Below are 19,201 nucleotides of genomic sequence, written 5' to 3' on the forward strand. Positions count from 1 at the left end.
CGACAGCCAAACGTCATCTTGAATGGACAGTCTGTGCCTCACGGCGCAGCGGCGGGGGCGCACCGGCACGCCGTTTCATTCATGCATGGAAGACGATGGCAAACGACCCCGCGCAGCACGACCAAGACGCCCCCGACACCGGCCTCGCCTGCCTGGTCATGCTGGCGCGCTTCCACAAGATCGCCGCTGCGCCCGAGCAACTCGCGCATGAATACACCGAGTCCGGCCAGCCCTTCGGCAAGGCCGAACTGCTGCTGGCCGCCCGCGCACTCGGGCTCAAGGCCAAACCCGTGCGCAGCACCGCCGGACGCCTGTCCCACAGCCCGCTGCCGGCCATCGCGCTGGGCCACGACGGCCGCTTCTTCATCATCGCCCGCATCGACGGCGACAAGGCGCTGATCCACGACCCCGCCGCGCAGCGCCCCGAGGTCGTCGAATTCGCCGCGCTGAACGCGCGCTGGAACGGCGAACTGATCCTGGTGCGTTCCGAAGCCTCGCTGGCCGGCGATCTGGCACGCTTCGACTTCACCTGGTTCATCCCCGCCATCGTCAAGTACCGCAAGCTGCTTGGCGAAGTGCTGCTGTCCTCCTTCGCGCTACAGCTCTTCGCCCTGCTCACCCCGCTGTTCTTCCAGGTGGTGATGGACAAGGTACTGGTGCATCGCGGCCTCACCACCCTGGACGTGATCGCGTTGGGCCTGCTGGGCGTGATGCTGTTCGAAACGGTGCTCTCGGGCCTGCGCAGCTACGTCTTCGCCCACACCGCCAGCCGCATCGACGTGGAACTGGGCTCGCGCCTGTTCCGCCATCTGGTCACCCTGCCGCTCGCCTACTTCCAGGCCCGCCGCGTGGGCGACTCCGTGGCGCGCGTGCGCGAGCTGGAGAACATCCGCGCCTTTCTCACCGGCAACGCCATCACCCTGGTACTGGACGTGCTGTTCTCCGTGGTGTTCATCGCCGTCATGTTCTTCTACAGCGGCTGGCTGACCCTGGTAGTGGTGCTTTCGCTCCCCCTGTACTTCGTCATCTCGCTTTTCATCACCCCGCTGCTGCGCGCCCGCCTGCAGGAAAGCTTCAACCGCGGCGCGGAAAACCAGGCCTTTCTGGTGGAAACCATCAACGGCATCGACACCCTCAAGGCCATGGCGGTGGAACCGCAGATCAACCGCCGCTGGGACAACCAGCTCGCCGCCTACGTGGCGGCCAGCTTCAAGACGCAAACGCTGTCCACGCTCGCCAACGAAAGCGTCGGCCTGGTCGGCAAGCTGGTCACCGTCGCCACGCTGTGGCTGGGCGCCCGGCTGGTCATCGAAGGGCATCTTTCCGTGGGCCAGTTGATCGCCTTCAACATGCTGGCCGGCCGCGTCGCGCAGCCCATCATGCGGCTCGCGCAACTGTGGACCAACTTCCAGCAGACCGGCGTGTCGGTGCAGCGCCTGGGCGACATCCTCAACACCCGCACCGAAGCCGCGCAGAACACCCGCAGCACCCTGCCGCCGCTCAAGGGCCGCGTCGAATTCGACCAGGTGCATTTCCGCTACCGGCCGGACGGCCCGGAAGTGCTGCGCGGCATCAGCCTCACCATCGAAGCGGGGGAGATCATCGGCGTGGTCGGCCGCTCCGGCTCGGGCAAGAGCACCCTCACCCGCCTGATCCAGCGCCTCTACACCCCGGAGCGCGGCCGCGTGCTGGTGGATGGCATGGACCTGGCCCTGGCCGACGTCTCCTCCCTGCGCCGGCAGATCGGCGTGGTGCTGCAGGACAACATGCTGTTCAACCGCAGCATCCGCGAGAACATCGCGCTCACCGATCCCGGCGCCCCCGTCGAAACGGTCATGCAGGCCGCCCAGCTCGCCGGCGCGCACGACTTCATCCTCGAACTGCCCGAAGGCTACGACACCGTGGTCGGCGAACACGGCGCCTCGCTCTCCGGCGGCCAGCGCCAGCGCATCGCCATCGCCCGCGCGCTGATGGGCAACCCGCGCATCCTCATCTTCGACGAAGCCACCAGCGCGCTGGACTACGAATCCGAACGCATCGTCCAGCAGAACATGAAAGCCATCTGCCAGGGCCGTACCGTCATCATCATCGCCCACCGCCTGTCCGCCGTGCGCGAGGCTCACCGCATCATCGTCATGGAGCGCGGGCAGATCGTCGAATGCGGCACCCATGCCGAACTCCTCACCCACCAGGCCGGGCACTACACCCGCCTGCACCGGCTGCAGCACGGCTGACCATGGGCGCCCGGACCGACCTGCTCCGCCGCTACGCCGCCGCCTGGCGCCATGCCTGGCAACGCCGCCGCACCATGGACGCGCCGCTGCGCTTCGCCCACGAGGCGCAGTTCCTGCCCCCCGCGCTGGCGCTGCAGGACACCCCGGTGCATCCCGCGCCCCGCCTCATCCAATGGACCATCATGGCCTTCGCCGTGCTGGCCCTGCTGTGGGCCTGGTTCGGCCACATCGACGTGGTCGCCACCGCCACCGGGCGCATCGTGCCCAGCGGCAAGAGCAAGCTCATCCAGCCCAGCGAAGTGGCCGTGGTCAAGGCCATCCACGTGTATGACGGCCAGCGCGTGCGGGCCGGCGACCTTCTGGTGGAACTGGACGCCAGCATGACGGGTGCCGACGTGGACCGCCTCGGAAACGACCTGATCGCCGCCGAAATCGACAGCGCCCGCGCCCGTGCGCTGCTCGACGCCATTGCCCACGGGCGCGAACCCGATTCGCTCGCCACGCTCATTCCCCACGTCAACGGCGAACGCCTGCAAGCCGCCCAGCGCTGGCTGCAAGGCCAGTACCTGGAACTGCAAAGCCTGCTGTCGCAAAGCGACGCCGCCATCGAACAGCGCCAGGCGGAAATCCAGGCCGCCCGCGCCTGGGTCGCCAAACTGCAGGAATCCCTGCCCATCGCCCGCCAACTGGCCGACGACTACAAGAACCTGACGAACAAGAACTTCATCGCCAAGCACGCCTGGCTGGAAAAGGAACGCGCCCGCCTCGACCAGGAACGCGAACTGGCCGTGCAGCAGGCCCGGGTAGTGGAACTCACCGCCGCCCGCAGCGCCGCCGAACGCCAGCGCCACGGCATCCTCGCACAGAACCGCCGCGCCATGCTCGACCTGCTGCACGAAGCCGACCAGCGCGCCGCCAGCCTCGCCCAGGAACTCAAGAAGGCCGAACAGCGCGACCGCCTCACCCGCCTCACCGCGCCGGTGGACGGCACCGTGCAGCAACTCGCCATCCACACCGCCGGCGGCGTGGTCACCGAAGCCCAGCCGCTGATGGTGGTCGTGCCCAGCGACCAGCCGGTGGAAGTGGAAGCCCTGCTGGAAAACAAGGACATCGGCTTCGTCTACCCAGGCCAGGAAGTCGAGATCAAGGTCGAGACCTTCACCTTCACCAAATACGGCGTGGTGCCCGGCACCGTGCTCAGCATCTCCAGCGACGCCATCGAGCACGAGCGCCTGGGGCTGGTCTACAGCACCCGCATCCAGCTCGCCCAGGACCGCATCCGCGTCGGCAGCCAGGACATCGCCCTCTCCCCCGGCATGGCCGTGCGCGCCGAAGTCAAGACCGACCGCCGCCGCGTCATCGACTACTTCCTCAGCCCACTCAAGCAATACGTCGATGAAAGCCTGGCCGAACGCTGAAACAAGCTCCTTCCTGCAAGGGGAGAAGGACTTGGCCCCAGATCCGGTGAGGCGGGAGAGGAGTTTGTCGGAGTTGCCCCCTACGACCGGGCGGCAATCTCCCTCCCCCCTCGCGGGGGAGGGTCGGGGAGAGGGGGGCGCCCCGCAGGGGCGCGAGGGGGTGGAGTCCGAGGCGCTGGCGCCTACGGAATCCGTACCCCCAATGAAGAAACCGCACACAAAGCAAACCCGCCGCATGAACATCCTCTTCATCCACCAGAACTTCCCCGGCCAGTTCCGCCACCTGGCCGCCCACCTGGCGCGCCAGCCCGGCATCCACGTGCGCGCCATCGGCCGCGAACAGGCGCCCGGCCTCGCCGGCATCCGCCTGCACCGCTACCGCCCGCACCGCCGCGCCGGCAAGAACACCCACCCCTACGCCCGCACTTTCGAAGAAGGCGTGCTGCACGGCCAGCAGGTGTTGCGTCTGCTGCTCGACCTGCAACGCCAGGAAGGCTACCGCCCGGACCTCGTCATCGCCCACCCCGGCTGGGGCGAAACCCTCTACCTCAAGCAGGCTTTCCCACACACCCCACTGATCCACTTCTGCGAGTACTACTACCGCACCCAGGGCGCCGACGCCGGCTTCGACCCCGAATTCCCCCTGGCCCTGCACAGCGCCGCCGCCATCCACAGCCGCAACGCCCTGCACCTGCTCAACCTGGAAAACTGCGACCTGGGCGTTACCCCCACCCGCTGGCAGCACGGCCTGCACCCCGCCGCCTACCGCGACAAGATCCGCGTCATCCACGAAGGCATCGACACCGCCAACCTGGGGCCGAACCCCAACGCCGTCCTCACCCTGCCCGACGGCCGGCAACTCAAAGCCGGCGACCCGGTAATCACCTACGTCGCCCGCAACCTGGAACCCTACCGCGGCTTCCACCGCTTCATGCGCGCCCTGCCCAAACTGCTGCAAGCCCACCCCGACTGCCAGATCGTGGTCATCGGCGGCAACGACGTCAGCTACGGCAGCCGGCCCAAAGACGCCCCCGACTGGCGCACCAAGCTGCTGCGGGAAAACCCCGTCGATCCCGCCCGCGTGCACTTCCTCGGCAAGGTGCCCTACGCCACCTACCGCAGCGCCCTGCAGGTCTCCGCCGCGCACGTCTATCTCACCTATCCCTTCGTCCTTTCCTGGTCGCTGCTCGAAGCCCTGGCCTGCGGCTGCCCGGTCATCGCCTCGGACACCGCGCCGGTGCGCGAGGTCATCCGCCATGGGGACAACGGGTGGCTGGTGGATTTCTTTGATGGGGATGCGCTGGTGGAACGCATGCTGCACGCCTTGGCCGACCCGCGGGACGGCAATGGACTGAGGGAGCGGGCACGGCGTAGCGTGCGGGACTATTCGGTTGACAAAGGTATCCGGGGGTATCTGACGGAGATGGAACGGCTGCTTGGTCATTCTTTCGCCACTATTCAGGCCAAAGTTCACCAGATTGAGGAGATATCGTGACTAAGAAAAACAGTCTTGAGATCGCATGGGTGAAATTGACATGATCAAAGAAATAATACAAAGCGCAGAAAGCAAGAGAAAACGGCCACGCATGCTGCGATGGGGCATCAACCTGGTTCTTTCCGTGCTTGGCATTTTGGTCATATACACCCTGCTCCTGCTCACCGGCCCGCCACGACGCATCAACACACTGGCACCCGACGAGGAGTTGATCGCCCATTTTTACGCGCATCGGGCGGACATCGAAGAACTGGTGCACCGCTATCGCAGTTATGTGCCACCGCCGGGGGCTCAGCACGGCGAATGGAGGAAACTGGGCGATACACCAGAACTCTTCAAGCGGGCTGGCGTAAAACGTTTGAAATATATAGGCCCAACGTGGCTGCCCGATCCCTATTCGCTGGAAGCGCGACAACGCGATAAGGGTAAGGGAATCGTGGCCGGCTGGAGTGCGGCGGCCAAGTACCACACCGTAGCCATCGTGCCACTCGATAGCAGGAGCTTCTATCACAATGTGGTATGGAAGGATCTTGTTTTCATGCCCGTCGCCCCTCGAATCGCGGATGGTGTCCTGGTTGGTCCAATAGATCACTTGGGCAGACACAGCCACCAACGCGTTTTCCCCACGCTGAACAACGAACCACCCGATGTGGAGCGCGATACCTGTGCCTACCGCCAGATCGAACCACAATGGTTCGTTCGTATGTGCAGAACCCTCTACTGATCCAGGAGAATTGCCATGAGTTTCCAGATTTCCTACTTTTCAACAGGGAAAGGCATCCAGTATGGCTCGGCTGCGCTTGCCTATATTTCAGGCTCATCGGTATCTCCTCACATCACGAATACCGCAAATACTCTTGGCGTATCCGCCACCGCCATTGCCGACGCGATGACGGCGGGAGCAAACAGTTATTACACACATTCACGTGATCGCCTCCCGTTTGACATCAGGCTCGAAAACATTCTTGAGATCGGATGAGTGAAATTTGAGATGATCAATAAAATAATACAAAGTGCAGAAACCAAGAGAAAACGGCCGCGCATCCTGCGATGGGGCGTCACCCTGATTCTTGCCGTGCTTGGCATTTGGGTCATACGCGTCCTATTCCTGCTCGCCATTACCCCGCCACTACGCATCAACACACTGCCGCCCGACGAGGAATTGATCACCCATTTTTACGAACATCGGGCAGATATCGAAGAGCTGGTACGTCGCTATCGAAATTATGTGCCACCGCCGGGGACTCAGCACGGCGAATGGAGGAAACTGGGCGATACACCCGAACTCTTTAAGCGGGCTGGCGTGAAACGTTTGATAGAGATAAGCCCAACGTGGCTGCCAAACCCCTATTCACTGGAAGCGCGACAACGCGATAAGGGAATCGTGGCCAACTGGCGTGAGGCCGCCAAGTACCGCACCCTGGCCATCCGACCACTCGATACGAGGTTTTATCACAATGTGGTATGGAAGGATCTTGTTTTCATGCCTGTCGCCCCTCGAATCGAGGATGGCATCCTGATTGGTCCAATAGATCACTTGGGCAGACATAGCCACCAACGCGTTTTCCCCACGCTGAACAACGAACCACCCGATGTGGAGCGCGACACCTGTGCCTATCGTCAGATCGAGCCGCAATGGTTCGTTCAAATGTGCAGAACCCTCTACTGATCCAGGAGAATTGCCATGAGTTTCCAGATTTCCTATTTTTCAACAGGGAAAGGCATCCAGTATGGCTCGGCTGCGCTTACCTATATTTCAGACCCATTGGTATCTCCTCACATAACGAGTACCGCAAGCATTCTTGGCGTCTCCGCCACCGCTATTGCCGGCGCCATGGCGGAGGAAGCAAACAGCTATTACTCCCATGCATGGCAAGACGATGCCCTGGATCAGTTCGCGCGCTCGTCGATCACTTCGGCGTCGGGCGCAGGCATAGATTTTTGGGCGAGTTTGTTGGCTGCACGAGTGGTCGGGACGCCGCCCATTGAAGCATGGCGGCAGTTGCACGCGGAAGCCCTGCAAACAACTCGAACGCATGACGAATGGGCGGCAAACTATGCTGCCTATCCGTTTCTGCCCTGGATCGACACCGACGGCGATACCGATTCGAGCCTCTATCAGAAGGTGCTGAACCCCGTCTTGATGGACGTCGGGCCGGCCAATTTCAAGATCTGGACCGCAATCCGGTTGGTACAGACCTACGCGGCGAGCGAACCGGCCTTGGGGCTTGAAATTTACCTGAACGACTATCCAAGCCTCGTCGCCGATCTGATCAACCCCACGAACGGCCTCACCGCCAAGCTCTACGGGCTCTACATCCGGGAGGCCGATGCCTGGTTCGAGTCGAAGAATGCCTATGGCGACGACTGGTCCGCGCTGCCCCAAGTATTCAAGGATGCCCTTTATGTGACCTTCATCAACTTGGGGCAGGCCAAGATGGAGGAGTTGTGGAACATCCGGACCAGCGGCGGAGCGCACCCCTACAACCCGATGCCTGCGGCTGGCACGGGCGGTGGTCTCAGCCATCTGATGAATGCCGGGCAGCTTGCCGCGGGCGTCGACGCCCCGGCCGACTACGCCGGCAGCATCGAGGCGCTGTCCTCCACGGTATCCGATATCGCTGCTGCCGCGCAGGCCGACGATGCGGGAGGGCTGGCATGGCGCTATGCACTGAGCCAGTTGCGCTACGTGGCGTTCGAGAGCATCGCACCCAACCAGAACGGCGAACTCGATCTGTATGATCCCGAAACCGGGAGCGGCCAGATCACCGAATCGTGGATACAGGCCCGTTCCGAGATGTTGACCTGGAAAAGTCTGTTCGACCAGCGCAACGTCCCCTATACCGAGCGCCTGAACAGTCTCGGCGGCTTGATGCCCACGCCGGTCGATGGCGACTACCTGTACCAGGATCTCGCTACTGGTTTGACCCTGGACATCGACGGCGTCAATCCCACCACCCTGGAAAGCCATCACATCATCTTCGGCGACGAGCAAGCCAATACGGCAGCGGGTGGAGAACTCGCGGACCGCCTCTATGGCATGGGCGGCAACGACACGCTGTCGGGGGACGCGGGCAACGATTACCTGGAAGGCGGCGCGGGCGACGACCGTCTTGATGGCGGCGACGACAACGACACCCTGATCGGCGGAGGGGGCGACGACACCCTCGACGGCGGCGAAGGCAACGACTACCTTCGTGGCGGCGAAGGCCAGGACGTCCTGAGAGGAGGTTCCGGCTTCGATACCTACTATGTCGATGCACAGGATGTTGTAGAGGATGACGCTTCCGGCAGTGGTCAGGTCGTCCTCGGCAATCGGCTCCTGACCGGTGGAACGCGGAAGGAAGACGACCCGGAGAACACCTACTACGGCGGCGGCAACGTCTATGTGCTGAATGGAAGCACGCTGACCGTCAATGGTGGCCTTACCATCCTCAATTACGACAAGGATAAAAGCTCCCTGCGTATCGTCTTGAGCGAAGAAGAGGAGGAGGAAGAAGAGGAAAAGCCCGAAACTGGCGAAGCCGAAACCCGCACCTCCCCCATCGTCATCGACCTGGACGGCGACGGCATCGAAACCCTGGAACTGGGCTCAAGCTACTTCGACCTGGATGGCGATGGCCTGAGCGAGCTATCCGGCTGGGTCAGCCCCGACGACGGGTTGCTGGTGCATGACCGCAACGGCGACGGACGCATCAGCAACGGTACCGAACTGTTCGGCAACCACAGCATCCTGAACAACGGCGAGACGGCCGAGAACGGCTTCCAGGCGCTGGCAGAGTACGACAACAACGGCGACGGGGTGATCGACGCGCAGGACGCCTCCTACGCCACGCTGCAGGTCTGGCGCGATCTCAACGGCAACGGCATCAGCGACGTGGGCGAGTTGCAGAGCCTGGCCGATGCCGGCGTGGTGTCGATCAGCACCGGCTATAGCAACTCCACCTATGTGGACGCCCACGGCCATGAGCACCGCCAGGTCGGTACCGTCATGCTGGCCGACGGTACCGCCTCCACCGCGGCCGACGTGTGGTTCAAGGTGGACGCGACCAGCAGGGTCAACAGCGGCACCATCGAACTGACGCCGGACATCTATTTCCTCGCCAATGCCAAGGGCTTCGGCAAGGTGCACGACCTCTGGCAAGCCATGGCGCTCGACCCCGAACTGAAGAACCTGCTGAATCAGTACGTGTCGGCCACCGACACCGCCAGCCGCGACGCGCTGCTCGATGACCTGATCTACCGCTGGGCCGGCGCGGCCGACGTGGACCCATACAGCCGCGATCCGAAGAAGGTTTATGGCCACGTGATGGACGCCCGCCAGTTGGTGACGCTGGAAAACCTGGTGGGCCGGCCCTACATGGGCATCTGGTGCTGGGGCGAGCGCGACCCGAATCCGCACGGGCAAGCCGCGCCGATCCTGGTTGCCGAGTATCTGGAGTTCAAGCGCTTCACGGCCGCGCAGCTTCTGGTTCAGACCGAATACGCGCAGGAACTGGACATCATCAAGTCCGCGTTCGGCTCCGACGCCCATGGCATCACGGTCGATTGGGACGCACTGCAAGGCAAGCTGAACGTGCTGCTCGCCGATGGCCAGACCGATCGCATCCGGGAAGTCATCACGGTGCTGACCGATCTGGGCACCTATTCACCCAGCTATCGGGACAAGCGCGATGCGGCTTTCCAAGCCGTTGCCGCATCCAGCCCCGATCTGGCGCCGTTCTTCGACTTCTCCAGCCGCATCGGCACGTCCGGCAAGGACACGCTGAGCGGTGTGAGCGCCGGCACCATCTTCTATGGCTTGGAGGGCGACGACCGCCTGTATGGCTCCACCGGCGGCGACAGCTACCACTTTGCGCGCGAGCATGGCAACGACACCATCCTCGACCGCGGCGGTCTGGACCAGGTGGTGTTTGGCGAGGGCATTGGCCTGGATGACCTCGTGTTCTCGCGGAATGCTACGACGGTCTGGATTCACGTCAAGAACGCCGACGGCAGCGCTGCGGGCTCGCTGCGCATCGACAACTTCTTCGACTTCGACGGCACGGTGGATTTCGGCGCCATCGAACTGATCCGCTTCGCCGACGGCAGCAGCCTGAGCCAGCAGCAGATTTTGAACATTCTGACCGCGTCCTCCCTCACGGAAGGGAACGATCTGGTGTTCGGCACCGCCGCGGGCGACACCATCGACGCATTGGCAGGTAACGACAGCGTCCACGGCCTGGGCGGTAACGACCAGTTGTCCGGCGGGGCCGGCGACGACGTGCTGATGGGGGACGACGGCAATGACACGCTGACCGGCGGTGTCGGCAACGATTCGCTGGTCGGCGGGCGCGGCAGCGACACCTACCTGTTCGAAGCCGGGCACGGCCACGACGTGATCGACAATGCTGCCGATGCGGCCGGTGCCAAGCTCGACCGCGTGGTGTTCGGCGCCGGCATCGACCCGGCCGCGGTCACCGCCAAGCGCGTGGGCAACCACCTGCTGCTGCACACTTCGGCCGACGACAGCATCCATCTGACCAACTACTTCGCCGGCGAAGCGGCGAACGGTACGGCGGTGGATGAGATCGTCTTCCACGACGGCACCGTCTGGACCATCGCGGACGTCAAGGACCTGGTGCTGCAAGCCGGGGCCGGCGACGACGTGCTCGTGGGCTATGCCACCGACGACGTGCTGAACGGCCTGGGCGGCGATGACAGCCTGGCCGGGCATGGCGGCAACGACACCTTGCTAGGCGGCGAGGGCAACGACACCCTCGACGGGGGCGTCGGCAACGACCAGTTGTTTGGCGAGGCCGGCAACGACACCCTGCGTGGAGGCGAAGGCAACGATCATCTGGATGGTGGCGACGGCAATGACCGGCTCGATGCCGGGGCCGGCGACGATACGCTGATTGGCGGTGAAGGCAGCGACCATCTGGACGGTGGCGCCGGCCGCGACAGCCTCTGGGGCGGGGCCGGCGCAGACACCTTGATCGGTGGTGCGGGCGACGATTTCCTCGCCGGCGGCCAGGGCAACGACACGCTCGATGGTGGCACCGGCACCAACAGCTATCTGTTCGCCCGTGGGGACGGGCAGGATGTGATCCGGGACGCCTATGAGGACGTGGTGACCATCTACCTGTCCGACCTGCCGCTGGAGACCCTGGTGTTCCGGCGCAACGGCACCAGCCTGGAAGTCACCTTCCCGGACAGCCCCGATGACAAGCTGTCGTTGTCGGCCTTCTTCCGCGACGAAATCCCGCTCAGCGGCATCCGCCTGCGCTACGGCGAGGGCCTGGAAACCGTGATCGACCCGGCGCAGTTGCGGCTGCTGACGCTGGCGGGCACCGAGGCGGCCGACCTGATCCACGCCTACTCCAGCAACGACCTGATCGAGGCTCTGGGCGGCAACGACGTGGTGCATGCCGGTGATGGCGACGACAGCATCTACGGCGGCGACGGGAACGACAGCCTGCACGCCGGCAACGGTGAAGACCTGATCGAGGGCGGCGCGGGCGATGACCTGATCAACGCCGGCAACGGCAACGACGTGCTGCTGGGTGGCAGCGGCGACGACACCCTGCTGGGCGGTGCCGGCGACGACGCGCTCGACGGCGGCAGCGGCAACGACCGCCTGGAAGGCGGCGCCGGCGACGACCAGTACCTGCTCGCGGCCGGATGGGGCGAGGACGCGATCCTCGACAGCGCCGGCAGCGACAGCGTGCACTTCACCGGCGTGGCTCCGGCCGACCTGCTGCTGCGCCGCGACGGCACCGATCTGGTGGTGCTCAACCAGGCCACCGGCGACCGGCTGCGCATCCAGGGGCAGTTCTCCTACCTGGCCGGCGAGGCGGGTGCGACGGCGATCGAACAGTTCGTGTTCGACGGCACCACGACCTGGGACTTCGAAGCGATCAAGCTCAAGGCGATCGAGGGCACGGCCCAGGACGACACCATCCAGGGCCACGCCGACGACGACGTGATCGATGCCGGCGCCGGCAATGACCTAGTCCATGCCGGGGATGGCGACGACCTGGTGAGCGGCGGCGACGGCAACGACACCCTGGATGCCGGATGGGGCAACGACACGCTCAGCGGCGGTGACGGGGACGATGTGCTGTACGGCATCACCGGGCAGAACCAGCTTGCCGGCGGTGCGGGCAACGATTCGCTGTACGGCGGCGATGGCGACGACCTGCTGAGCGGCGATGCCGGCGACGACGTGCTCGATGGCGGCTGGGGCAGCGACACCCTGCATGGCGGCGAAGGGCATGACGTACTGGTCGGCGGTGGCGGCTTTGACGAACTGCATGGCGAAGCCGGCAACGACACGTTGCAGGGCCACGGCCTGCTCGACGGAGGTACGGGCAACGACCTGCTCGAAGGCAGCGGCGAACTGATCGGTGGCGAGGGCAACGACACCCTGCGCGGCCAGGGCGACGATACGCTGCTGGGCGGCGCGGGCGACGATGTGCTGGAGGCCTACAGCAACCCGTGGGCCGACAACACCAGCACGCTGGCCGGCGGCACCGGCAACGACACGCTCTACGGCTCGTTCGGTGACGACACCTACGTCTTCAATCTGGGCGACGGCCACGATCTGCTGATCGAACGCCGGCCGGGCGAGGCTTACGGCAACATCGAGCCGAGCACCGACACGCTGAGCTTCGGCGCCGGCATCGGCGAAACCGACCTCGGCTTCGTGCGCCCGCGGCAACGACCTCATCATCGAGCATGCCAACGGCACCGATTCGGTCACGGTGCAGAACTGGTTCCAGGAACCTACCGATCATTTCAAGCTGGAGCATTTCCTGTTTGCCGACGGCGGTTCGCTGAGCCAGGCCGACGTGGAAAACCGCGTGGTCTGGTACGGCACCGCCGAAGCCGACAGCTTCATCGGCTACCGCGAACTGGACGACCACATCCGCCTGGGCGACGGCGACGACCTGGCCTGGGGCCGGGCCGGCAACGACCAGATTCATGGCGAAGGCGGTGATGACTACCTGGAAGGGGAGACCGGCAACGACAGCCTCTACGGCGGCAGCGGCGACGATCAGCTCGACGGCGGCACCGGTGATGACTTCCTGGTGGGCGGCACGGGCGACGACAAGTACGTCCATGCCCCCGGCGACGGCGCCGACACCATCGACAACAGCGGTGGCGGCTACGACGGCGTGTTCTTCACCGACGGCATCGGCCAGGATCGCCTCACCTTCAGCCGCGACGGCGACGACCTGCTGATCCTGGTGGATGACGACGCCGCGCAGTCGGTACGCGTACTCGGCCACTTCCTGGGCGGCGACAAGGCGATCAGCTACGTGCAGCCTTCCGGCGGCTATCTGCTGAGCGCCGAACGCATCGGTCACATCGTCGCGGCGCAAGGCGTGGAAGGCGACTTCGAAGCGCTGATCGAAGGCACCGCCGCTGGCGAGCAACTGGCCGGCTACGACGGCCGCGACCTGCTGCGCGGTCTGGCGGGCAACGACACGCTGTTCGGCATGGGCGGCGACGACCAGATCGAAGGCGGCGACGGCAACGACTACCTGTCGGGCGGCAACGGCCAGCACAACGGTTCGGGCAACGACCTGCTGATCGGCGGCGGCGGCAACGACGTGCTGGTTGGCGAGGACGGCGACGACACGCTGGTCGGCGGTGCCGGCGACGATGCCTACTACTACCGTGCGGGCGGCGGTGTGGACGTCATCGACAACAGCGGCGGCGGCTTCGACGGGGTGTTCTTCCTGGACGTCGCGCAGAACCGCCTGGGCTTCCACCGGGACGGCGACGACCTGGTGATCCTGGTCGATGGTGACCTCGGCCAGCAGGTGCGCGTCACCGGCCACTTCCTCGGCAGCGATTACGCCATCGACTACGTGCAGCCCGAAGGCGGCTATTACCTGACCACTGCGCAGATCGCCAGCCTGCTCACGCCGCTGCCGGACGGCAGCGGCGGCGAGGACCCGGGGGACCCCGGCGATCCGGGGGACCCCGGAGAGCCGACCGATCCGGGCGAACCTCCGGCACCCGGCCTCGGTGGCGACGACCTCCTGACCGGTACCGCCGGCAACGACATCCTGCTCGGTGGCGCCGGCAACGACACCCTGAACGGCGCAGCCGGCAACGACACGCTGATCGGCGGCGTAGGCGACGACACCTACGTGTATACCGCCGGCCAGGACGTGCTGGAGGAAATCGGCGGCGACGACACCCTGGTGTTCGCCAACGGCATCACCTTCAACCAGGTGGCTTCCGGGCTGATGAAGTCGGGCAACGACCTGATCCTGCGGGTGAACGGCAGTTCCGCCAACCAGGTCACGCTCAAGGACTTCTTCCTCGGCGGCGACAATCTGGTGGAAACCATCGCCTTCGAAACCGGCGGCCAGATCACCGCGGCGCAGATCTTCGGCGCTTTCGGTCTGGCGGTGCCGACGCCAGCCGCGCCCTTCGACGATACCGTCCAGGGTTCGACCGGCGACGACGGCGCGCTCGACGGCACCGCGGGGAACGACCTGCTGCAGGGCTTCAACGGCGACGACGCGCTGTTCGGCGATGCCGGGGCCGACCGCCTGGAGGGCGGCAACGGCAACGACACGCTGGACGGCGGCGCGGGCAACGATACGCTGGTGGGCGGCCGCGGTGACGATACCTACGTGTTCTCCGCCGGCGGCGGGCAGGACGTGATCGACAACAGCGGCGGCGGCGCCGATACGCTGCACTTCGAGGGCATCAGCTTCAACCAGGTCGCCAGCGGCCTGATGAAGAGCGGCAACGACCTGGTGCTCAACGTCAGCGGCGGCAGCGACAAGGTGACGATCAGGAACTGGTTCCTGGGCGGCGACTACGTGGTGGATACCATCACCTTCGCCTCCGGCGGGCAGATCACGGCCGACCAGTTGTTCGGCGCTTTCGGCCTGGGCAACCCCGACCCGGCAGGTTCGCCGGCCTACCAGAACCTGCCCGACGAACGCGCCTTCGGCACCCTGCTGGCGGGACGGGCCGGCGACCAGATCATCCTCGGCTCCTCCGATGCCGACCTGATCGACGGCGGCGCCGGCAACGACACCCTGCGCGGCAATGCCGGCAACGACTACCTGATCGGCGGGGACGGCAGCGATACCTACGTGTTCGCCGCCGGCGACGGCCAGGACGTGATCAACAACCTGTCCAACACGCCCGCTGCCGACACCGACGTGCTGAGCATCGAGGGCATCGTGCGCGAAGACCTGTGGCTGTCGCGGCAGGGGGACGATCTGGTGATCGACGTGACGGGTTCGGAGGACAGCGTCACCCTCCAGGACTGGTACGCCAGCCCGGCCCAGCAGCTCGACGCGATCCAGGCCGGCGGCTCGGCGCTGTACGCCAGCCAGGTGGACAACCTGGTCAACGCCATGGCCGCCTTCGGCGCGCCCGCCGGGGGCGAGATCGAGCTGACGCCGGTGCAGCGCGACCAGTTGAACGCGGTGATCGCGGCGAACTGGCAGTAGGTAGGGGCTGCACGGGCGGGTTCAAACCCGATCGCGGCCGTAAAAAGACCAGGCCAGGCTGCCCGCAGCCTGGCCTGGTTCGTTTCGCTCGATCGTGCCCTAGCGCCTCAACTCCACAGATTGGGCACCACGTCGCTGACGTAGCCGGAAACGAAGGGCTTGGCCTCCCCCGTGGCGGCGTCGAAGACGTGGCGCGAGATGCGGCCGATGTTGCCGCCGTAGACGTGGATGCTGATGGAGGCGCGGTCGGTGAGGGCGTTCTCCACCGTGTGCACGTCGCCGATGGTGGGCGACACCGCGGTCACCCCACCCGCGCCGAGCACGCCGTTGCCGCTCTGTTCGTAGGCGCCGGCGGCCGTCTTGCGGTAGGTCACCTCGCGTTCTTCGCCGCGCAGCACGCCGACGATGCCCCACACCGTATGGTCGTGCACCGGGGTCTTCTGCCCCGGGCCCCAGACGAAGGACACCACGGAGAAGCGTTCGCGCGGGTCCGCGTACAGCAGGTACTGCTGGTAGTACTGGGGATGGGGCTGGGCGAAGGCGTCCGGCAGCCAGTCGTCCTTCGCGACCAGCTTGCCGACGAGTTCGCGGCCGTCCTTGAGGATGCGCGCCTCGTCGGCGCCGCTTTCGATCAGGTCGGTGAGCGCGACGACGAATTCGCGCAGCGGGGCAACAGTGCTCATGTCGGGTTCCTTTCAGGGGAGGTGGAAGAAAAGGCGAGACAACCGTACAGAGTGCGCAGCACCGGCACCGCCTCACCGTACTCCTCGGCGATGGCGATGGGCGCGGCGAGCAGGGCTTCGGTTTCCAGCGGGCGGCCGGCCAGGCGGTCCTGCAGCATGGAGGTGCGCACCCCGCCGACCTCGGCGGAGCGCGCCACGCGCTGTTCCGGCGTGTTGTCCACGCCCGCGCCGTCACGCTCGGCGAGGCGGGCGATTTCCGCCATGCCGGCAAGCAGGACCGCGCGCGTGGCGGGCTCGGTGGCGAGTTCGCCGACCGTGGCGCCGGTGATCGCCGAGAGCGGATTGAGGGTGGCGTTGCCCATCAGCTTGGTCCATACCTGCCGGCGCAGCGCCGGGGTGGTCTCGGCAGGGATTCCGGCATGCCGCCAGTCCGCGGCCAGGGACTCCAGCGCGGCGTCCACCGAACCGTCGGGGCGGCCGCACAGGTAGCGGTCGCCGGCGGTGCGGCGCACGCGGATGCGGCCGGGCGCGGTGCGCTCGGCGGAATGCTGCACCACCACGCCCACCACCTGCCGCGCGCGGGGCAGGCCGTCGCCGGCGATGCCCCGCCACCACCAGGGGATGCCGTTCTGCAGGAAGACGTATTCCGTGGCGCCGTCGCCGAGCGCCGCGAGCGCCGGCAGCAGGGGCGGCAGGTCGTGGGACTTCACCGCCACGATGACTTGCGCATAGGGTCCGCGCAGCCGCCCGATATCGGCGTACTCCACCGCGGCGCTCCACTGCTCGTCACCTTCCGCAACGATGCCGGACGGTGCGGGCGTGCCGGGGCGCAGGGCCACCGTCACCCGGTGGCCGGCCAGGGCGAGCCGTCCGGCCAGGTAGAGGCCCAGGCTGCCGCCGCCGAGCACGGCGATGGACTTGCCCCTCACTGCTCGTAACCCGGCAGTTCCCGGTCCAGCCGGCGGCGCAGGGCCGCCCATTCGCGCTTGCCGGAGGGGAAGAAGCTCGCCTGCGGGCCATAGATGGCCTGGGCCTGTTCCAGCGTGCGGGCGATGACCTCCGGCGGCAACTGGCGCAGGGGCACGCCGGCCGATTGGGCGGCGAGCTGGAAGCGGCAGGCGCGCTCCAGCCGCCAGATGCGGGCGAAGGCTTCGCCCATGTCGCGGCCCACCGTGAGCGTGCCGTGGTTGCGCAGGATCAGCGTGTGCTTGTCGCCCAGGTTGGCGAGCACGTCGGCACGCTCGCGCTCGTCCAGCACCACGCCCTGGAAGTCGTGGTAGGCGATCTGGCCGTACACCATCAGCGCCATCTGGGTGAGCGGCAGCAGGCCGCCTTCCTGGGCGGACACGGCCACGCCCTCGCGGCTGTGCAGGTGGATCACCGCCTCGGCCTGGGGCGCCGAGGCATGGATGGCGCCGTGGATGATGATGCCGGCGGGATTGACGTCGCCCTCGCCGCCCACGACCCGGCCGTCCAGGTCCACCTCCAGAATGCTGGAAGCGGTGACTTCCTCGTACAGCAGGCCGAGGGGATTGATGAAGTAACGGTCGTTGCGCCCCGGCACGCGGTAGCTGACGTGGGTGGCGAGGAGATCGGTCCAGCCGAAGAGGTGGATCAGCCGGCAGGCGGCGGCGAGGTCGACGCGGGCGGCGTGGATCGCTTCGTGCGTGGCGGGGTCGAGCGGTGCGTTCATGTTCGTGCTCCAGTGGTGAGGCCCGGTGCGGTGATGCACTCCCTCCCCTTCAAGGGGAGGGCTGGGGTGGGGATGGGTTTGTGGCCATGCTGAACGGAAACCCATCCCCCTCCCATCCTCCCCCTTGAAGGGGGAGGGGCAAAAACCACCGCGCCACGGATTTACTCGATCTTCGCGCCCGAGGCGGCCACCACCTTGCCCCAGCGCACGCGGTCGTCGTGGATGAGGGACGCGAACTGGGCCGGCGAGGTGTATTCCACGGTGATGCCGTTCTGGGCGAAGCGCTCGCTGGTGCTCGGCGCCTTGGCGATCTTCGCGATCTCGCCGTTCAGGCGCTCGACGATGGCGTTCGGCGTGCCCGCCGGCAGGACGATGCCGAACCAGCCCGAGGTGATGAAGTCGGGCACACCAGCTTCGGCGGCGCTGGGCACGTCCGGCAACAGCGGGGAACGCTCGGCAGTGCTCAGCACCAGGCCCTTGACCTTGCCGGCGCGGATCTGCGGCGAGAGGATGGTCAGCGTATCCACCGACACGTCCACCTCGCCGCCCAGCAGGGCGGTGATGGCCGGGGCGCTGCCCTTGTAGGGCACGTGCAGCAGGTCCACGCCGGCCAGGCTCTTGAACAGTTCGCCGGCCAGGTGGCACAGGGTGCCGTTGCCGCACGAGGAGTAGGTGATCGCGCCCGGCTTGGCCTTGGCGGCGGCGATCAGCTCCTGCAGGCTGTTGACGCCCAGGTTGCCGTTGACGGCGATGACGTTGGGGATGGAGGCCACCACCGACACCGGCGCGAAGGACTTCTCCGGGTCGAAGCGCAGTTCCTTGGCCAGGTTGGGCAGGATGGTGAGCTGGCCGGCGGTGGCCAGCGACAGGGTGTAGCCGTCCGGCGCCGCCTTGGCGACGTACTCGGCGGCGATGGCGGTGCCGGCGCCGGGCTTGTTCTCCACCACCACGGGCTGGCCCAGTGCGGCGGACAGTTGCTCGGCGTAGAAGCGGCCGATGGTATCGGCGCCGCCGCCCGGCGGGAAGGGGACGATCAGCGTCAGTTGCTTGGCGGGCCAGTTCGCGGCCTGGGCATGGGCGGGCGCGGCGGCGAACGGGCCGGCGAGGATGCCGAAGGCCGCGACGGCGGCGAGAAGACGTTTGGCGGTGGAAGGCAGGGACATGGAAGGCTCCTGGGCAAGAACGGGGGTCGGGTGCGGGGTTCGGGTC

Annotated in this window: 11 protein-coding genes and 1 pseudogene; 8 read left to right on the forward strand and 4 right to left on the reverse strand. The window is 66.2% G+C overall.

The window, feature by feature from the left end; all coding sequences use genetic code 11:
- Positions 1-95 precede the first annotated feature (95 nt).
- The 8 genes and pseudogenes from E6O51_RS01105 (at position 96) to E6O51_RS22170 (ending at position 15,616) form a co-directional block, all read left to right on the forward strand.
- Positions 96-2,234, forward strand: a complete 2,139-nt coding sequence (locus E6O51_RS01105; protein WP_136383122.1) for a type I secretion system permease/ATPase — start codon at positions 96-98, stop codon at positions 2,232-2,234.
- 2 nt (positions 2,235-2,236) lie between these two features.
- Positions 2,237-3,652, forward strand: coding sequence for an HlyD family type I secretion periplasmic adaptor subunit (locus E6O51_RS01110; RefSeq protein ID WP_136383123.1), 1,416 nt, complete (start codon positions 2,237-2,239; stop codon positions 3,650-3,652).
- A 235-nt stretch (positions 3,653-3,887) separates the two neighbouring features.
- Positions 3,888-5,147 carry a glycosyltransferase family 4 protein gene (locus E6O51_RS01115; RefSeq protein WP_136383124.1) on the forward strand — a complete coding sequence of 420 codons (1,260 nt, stop codon included), beginning with the start codon at positions 3,888-3,890 and terminating at the stop codon, positions 5,145-5,147.
- 25 nt (positions 5,148-5,172) lie between these two features.
- Positions 5,173-5,871, forward strand: coding sequence for a hypothetical protein (locus E6O51_RS01120; RefSeq protein ID WP_136383125.1), 699 nt, complete (start codon positions 5,173-5,175; stop codon positions 5,869-5,871).
- A 15-nt stretch (positions 5,872-5,886) separates the two neighbouring features.
- Entirely contained in the window at positions 5,887-6,126 is a 240-nt protein-coding gene (locus E6O51_RS01125; RefSeq protein WP_136383126.1) for a hypothetical protein, read from the forward strand.
- 12 nt (positions 6,127-6,138) lie between these two features.
- Positions 6,139-6,816 carry a hypothetical protein gene (locus tag E6O51_RS01130; protein WP_136383127.1) on the forward strand — a complete coding sequence of 226 codons (678 nt, stop codon included), beginning with the start codon at positions 6,139-6,141 and terminating at the stop codon, positions 6,814-6,816.
- A gap of 1,203 nt (positions 6,817-8,019) precedes the next feature.
- Positions 8,020-12,711, forward strand: a pseudogene (locus tag E6O51_RS01135) (calcium-binding protein); the annotation flags it as partial.
- 181 nt (positions 12,712-12,892) lie between these two features.
- The gene (locus tag E6O51_RS22170; RefSeq protein WP_136383128.1) at positions 12,893-15,616 is read left to right on the forward strand and encodes a calcium-binding protein; all 2,724 of its coding nucleotides are present in this window, start codon (positions 12,893-12,895) and stop codon (positions 15,614-15,616) included.
- Between the two features lie 107 nt (positions 15,617-15,723).
- On the opposite strand, the gene E6O51_RS01145 is transcribed toward E6O51_RS22170, so the two are convergent.
- From E6O51_RS01145 to E6O51_RS01160, 4 genes are all read right to left on the reverse strand, one after another.
- Positions 15,724-16,299 carry a cysteine dioxygenase family protein gene (locus E6O51_RS01145; protein ID WP_136383129.1) on the reverse strand — a complete coding sequence of 192 codons (576 nt, stop codon included), beginning with the start codon at positions 16,297-16,299 and terminating at the stop codon, positions 15,724-15,726.
- Positions 16,296-17,228 (reverse strand): ketopantoate reductase family protein, encoded by a 933-nt coding sequence (locus E6O51_RS01150; protein WP_211091291.1) that lies wholly within the window; start codon positions 17,226-17,228, stop codon positions 16,296-16,298. Before E6O51_RS01150 ends, E6O51_RS01145 begins: the two co-directional genes overlap by 4 nt.
- Positions 17,225-17,992 carry a class II aldolase/adducin family protein gene (locus E6O51_RS01155; RefSeq protein ID WP_136383131.1) on the reverse strand — a complete coding sequence of 256 codons (768 nt, stop codon included), beginning with the start codon at positions 17,990-17,992 and terminating at the stop codon, positions 17,225-17,227. Before E6O51_RS01155 ends, E6O51_RS01150 begins: the two co-directional genes overlap by 4 nt.
- A gap of 161 nt (positions 17,993-18,153) precedes the next feature.
- A complete protein-coding gene (locus E6O51_RS01160; RefSeq protein WP_136383132.1) occupies positions 18,154-19,155 on the reverse strand; it encodes a Bug family tripartite tricarboxylate transporter substrate binding protein in 1,002 nt (333 codons plus the stop codon).
- Between the last annotated feature and the right edge of the window lie 46 nt (positions 19,156-19,201).

The organism is Pseudothauera rhizosphaerae (assembly GCF_004801305.1).
In the GTDB taxonomy this organism is placed as follows: Bacteria; Pseudomonadota; Gammaproteobacteria; order Burkholderiales; family Rhodocyclaceae; genus Pseudothauera; species Pseudothauera rhizosphaerae.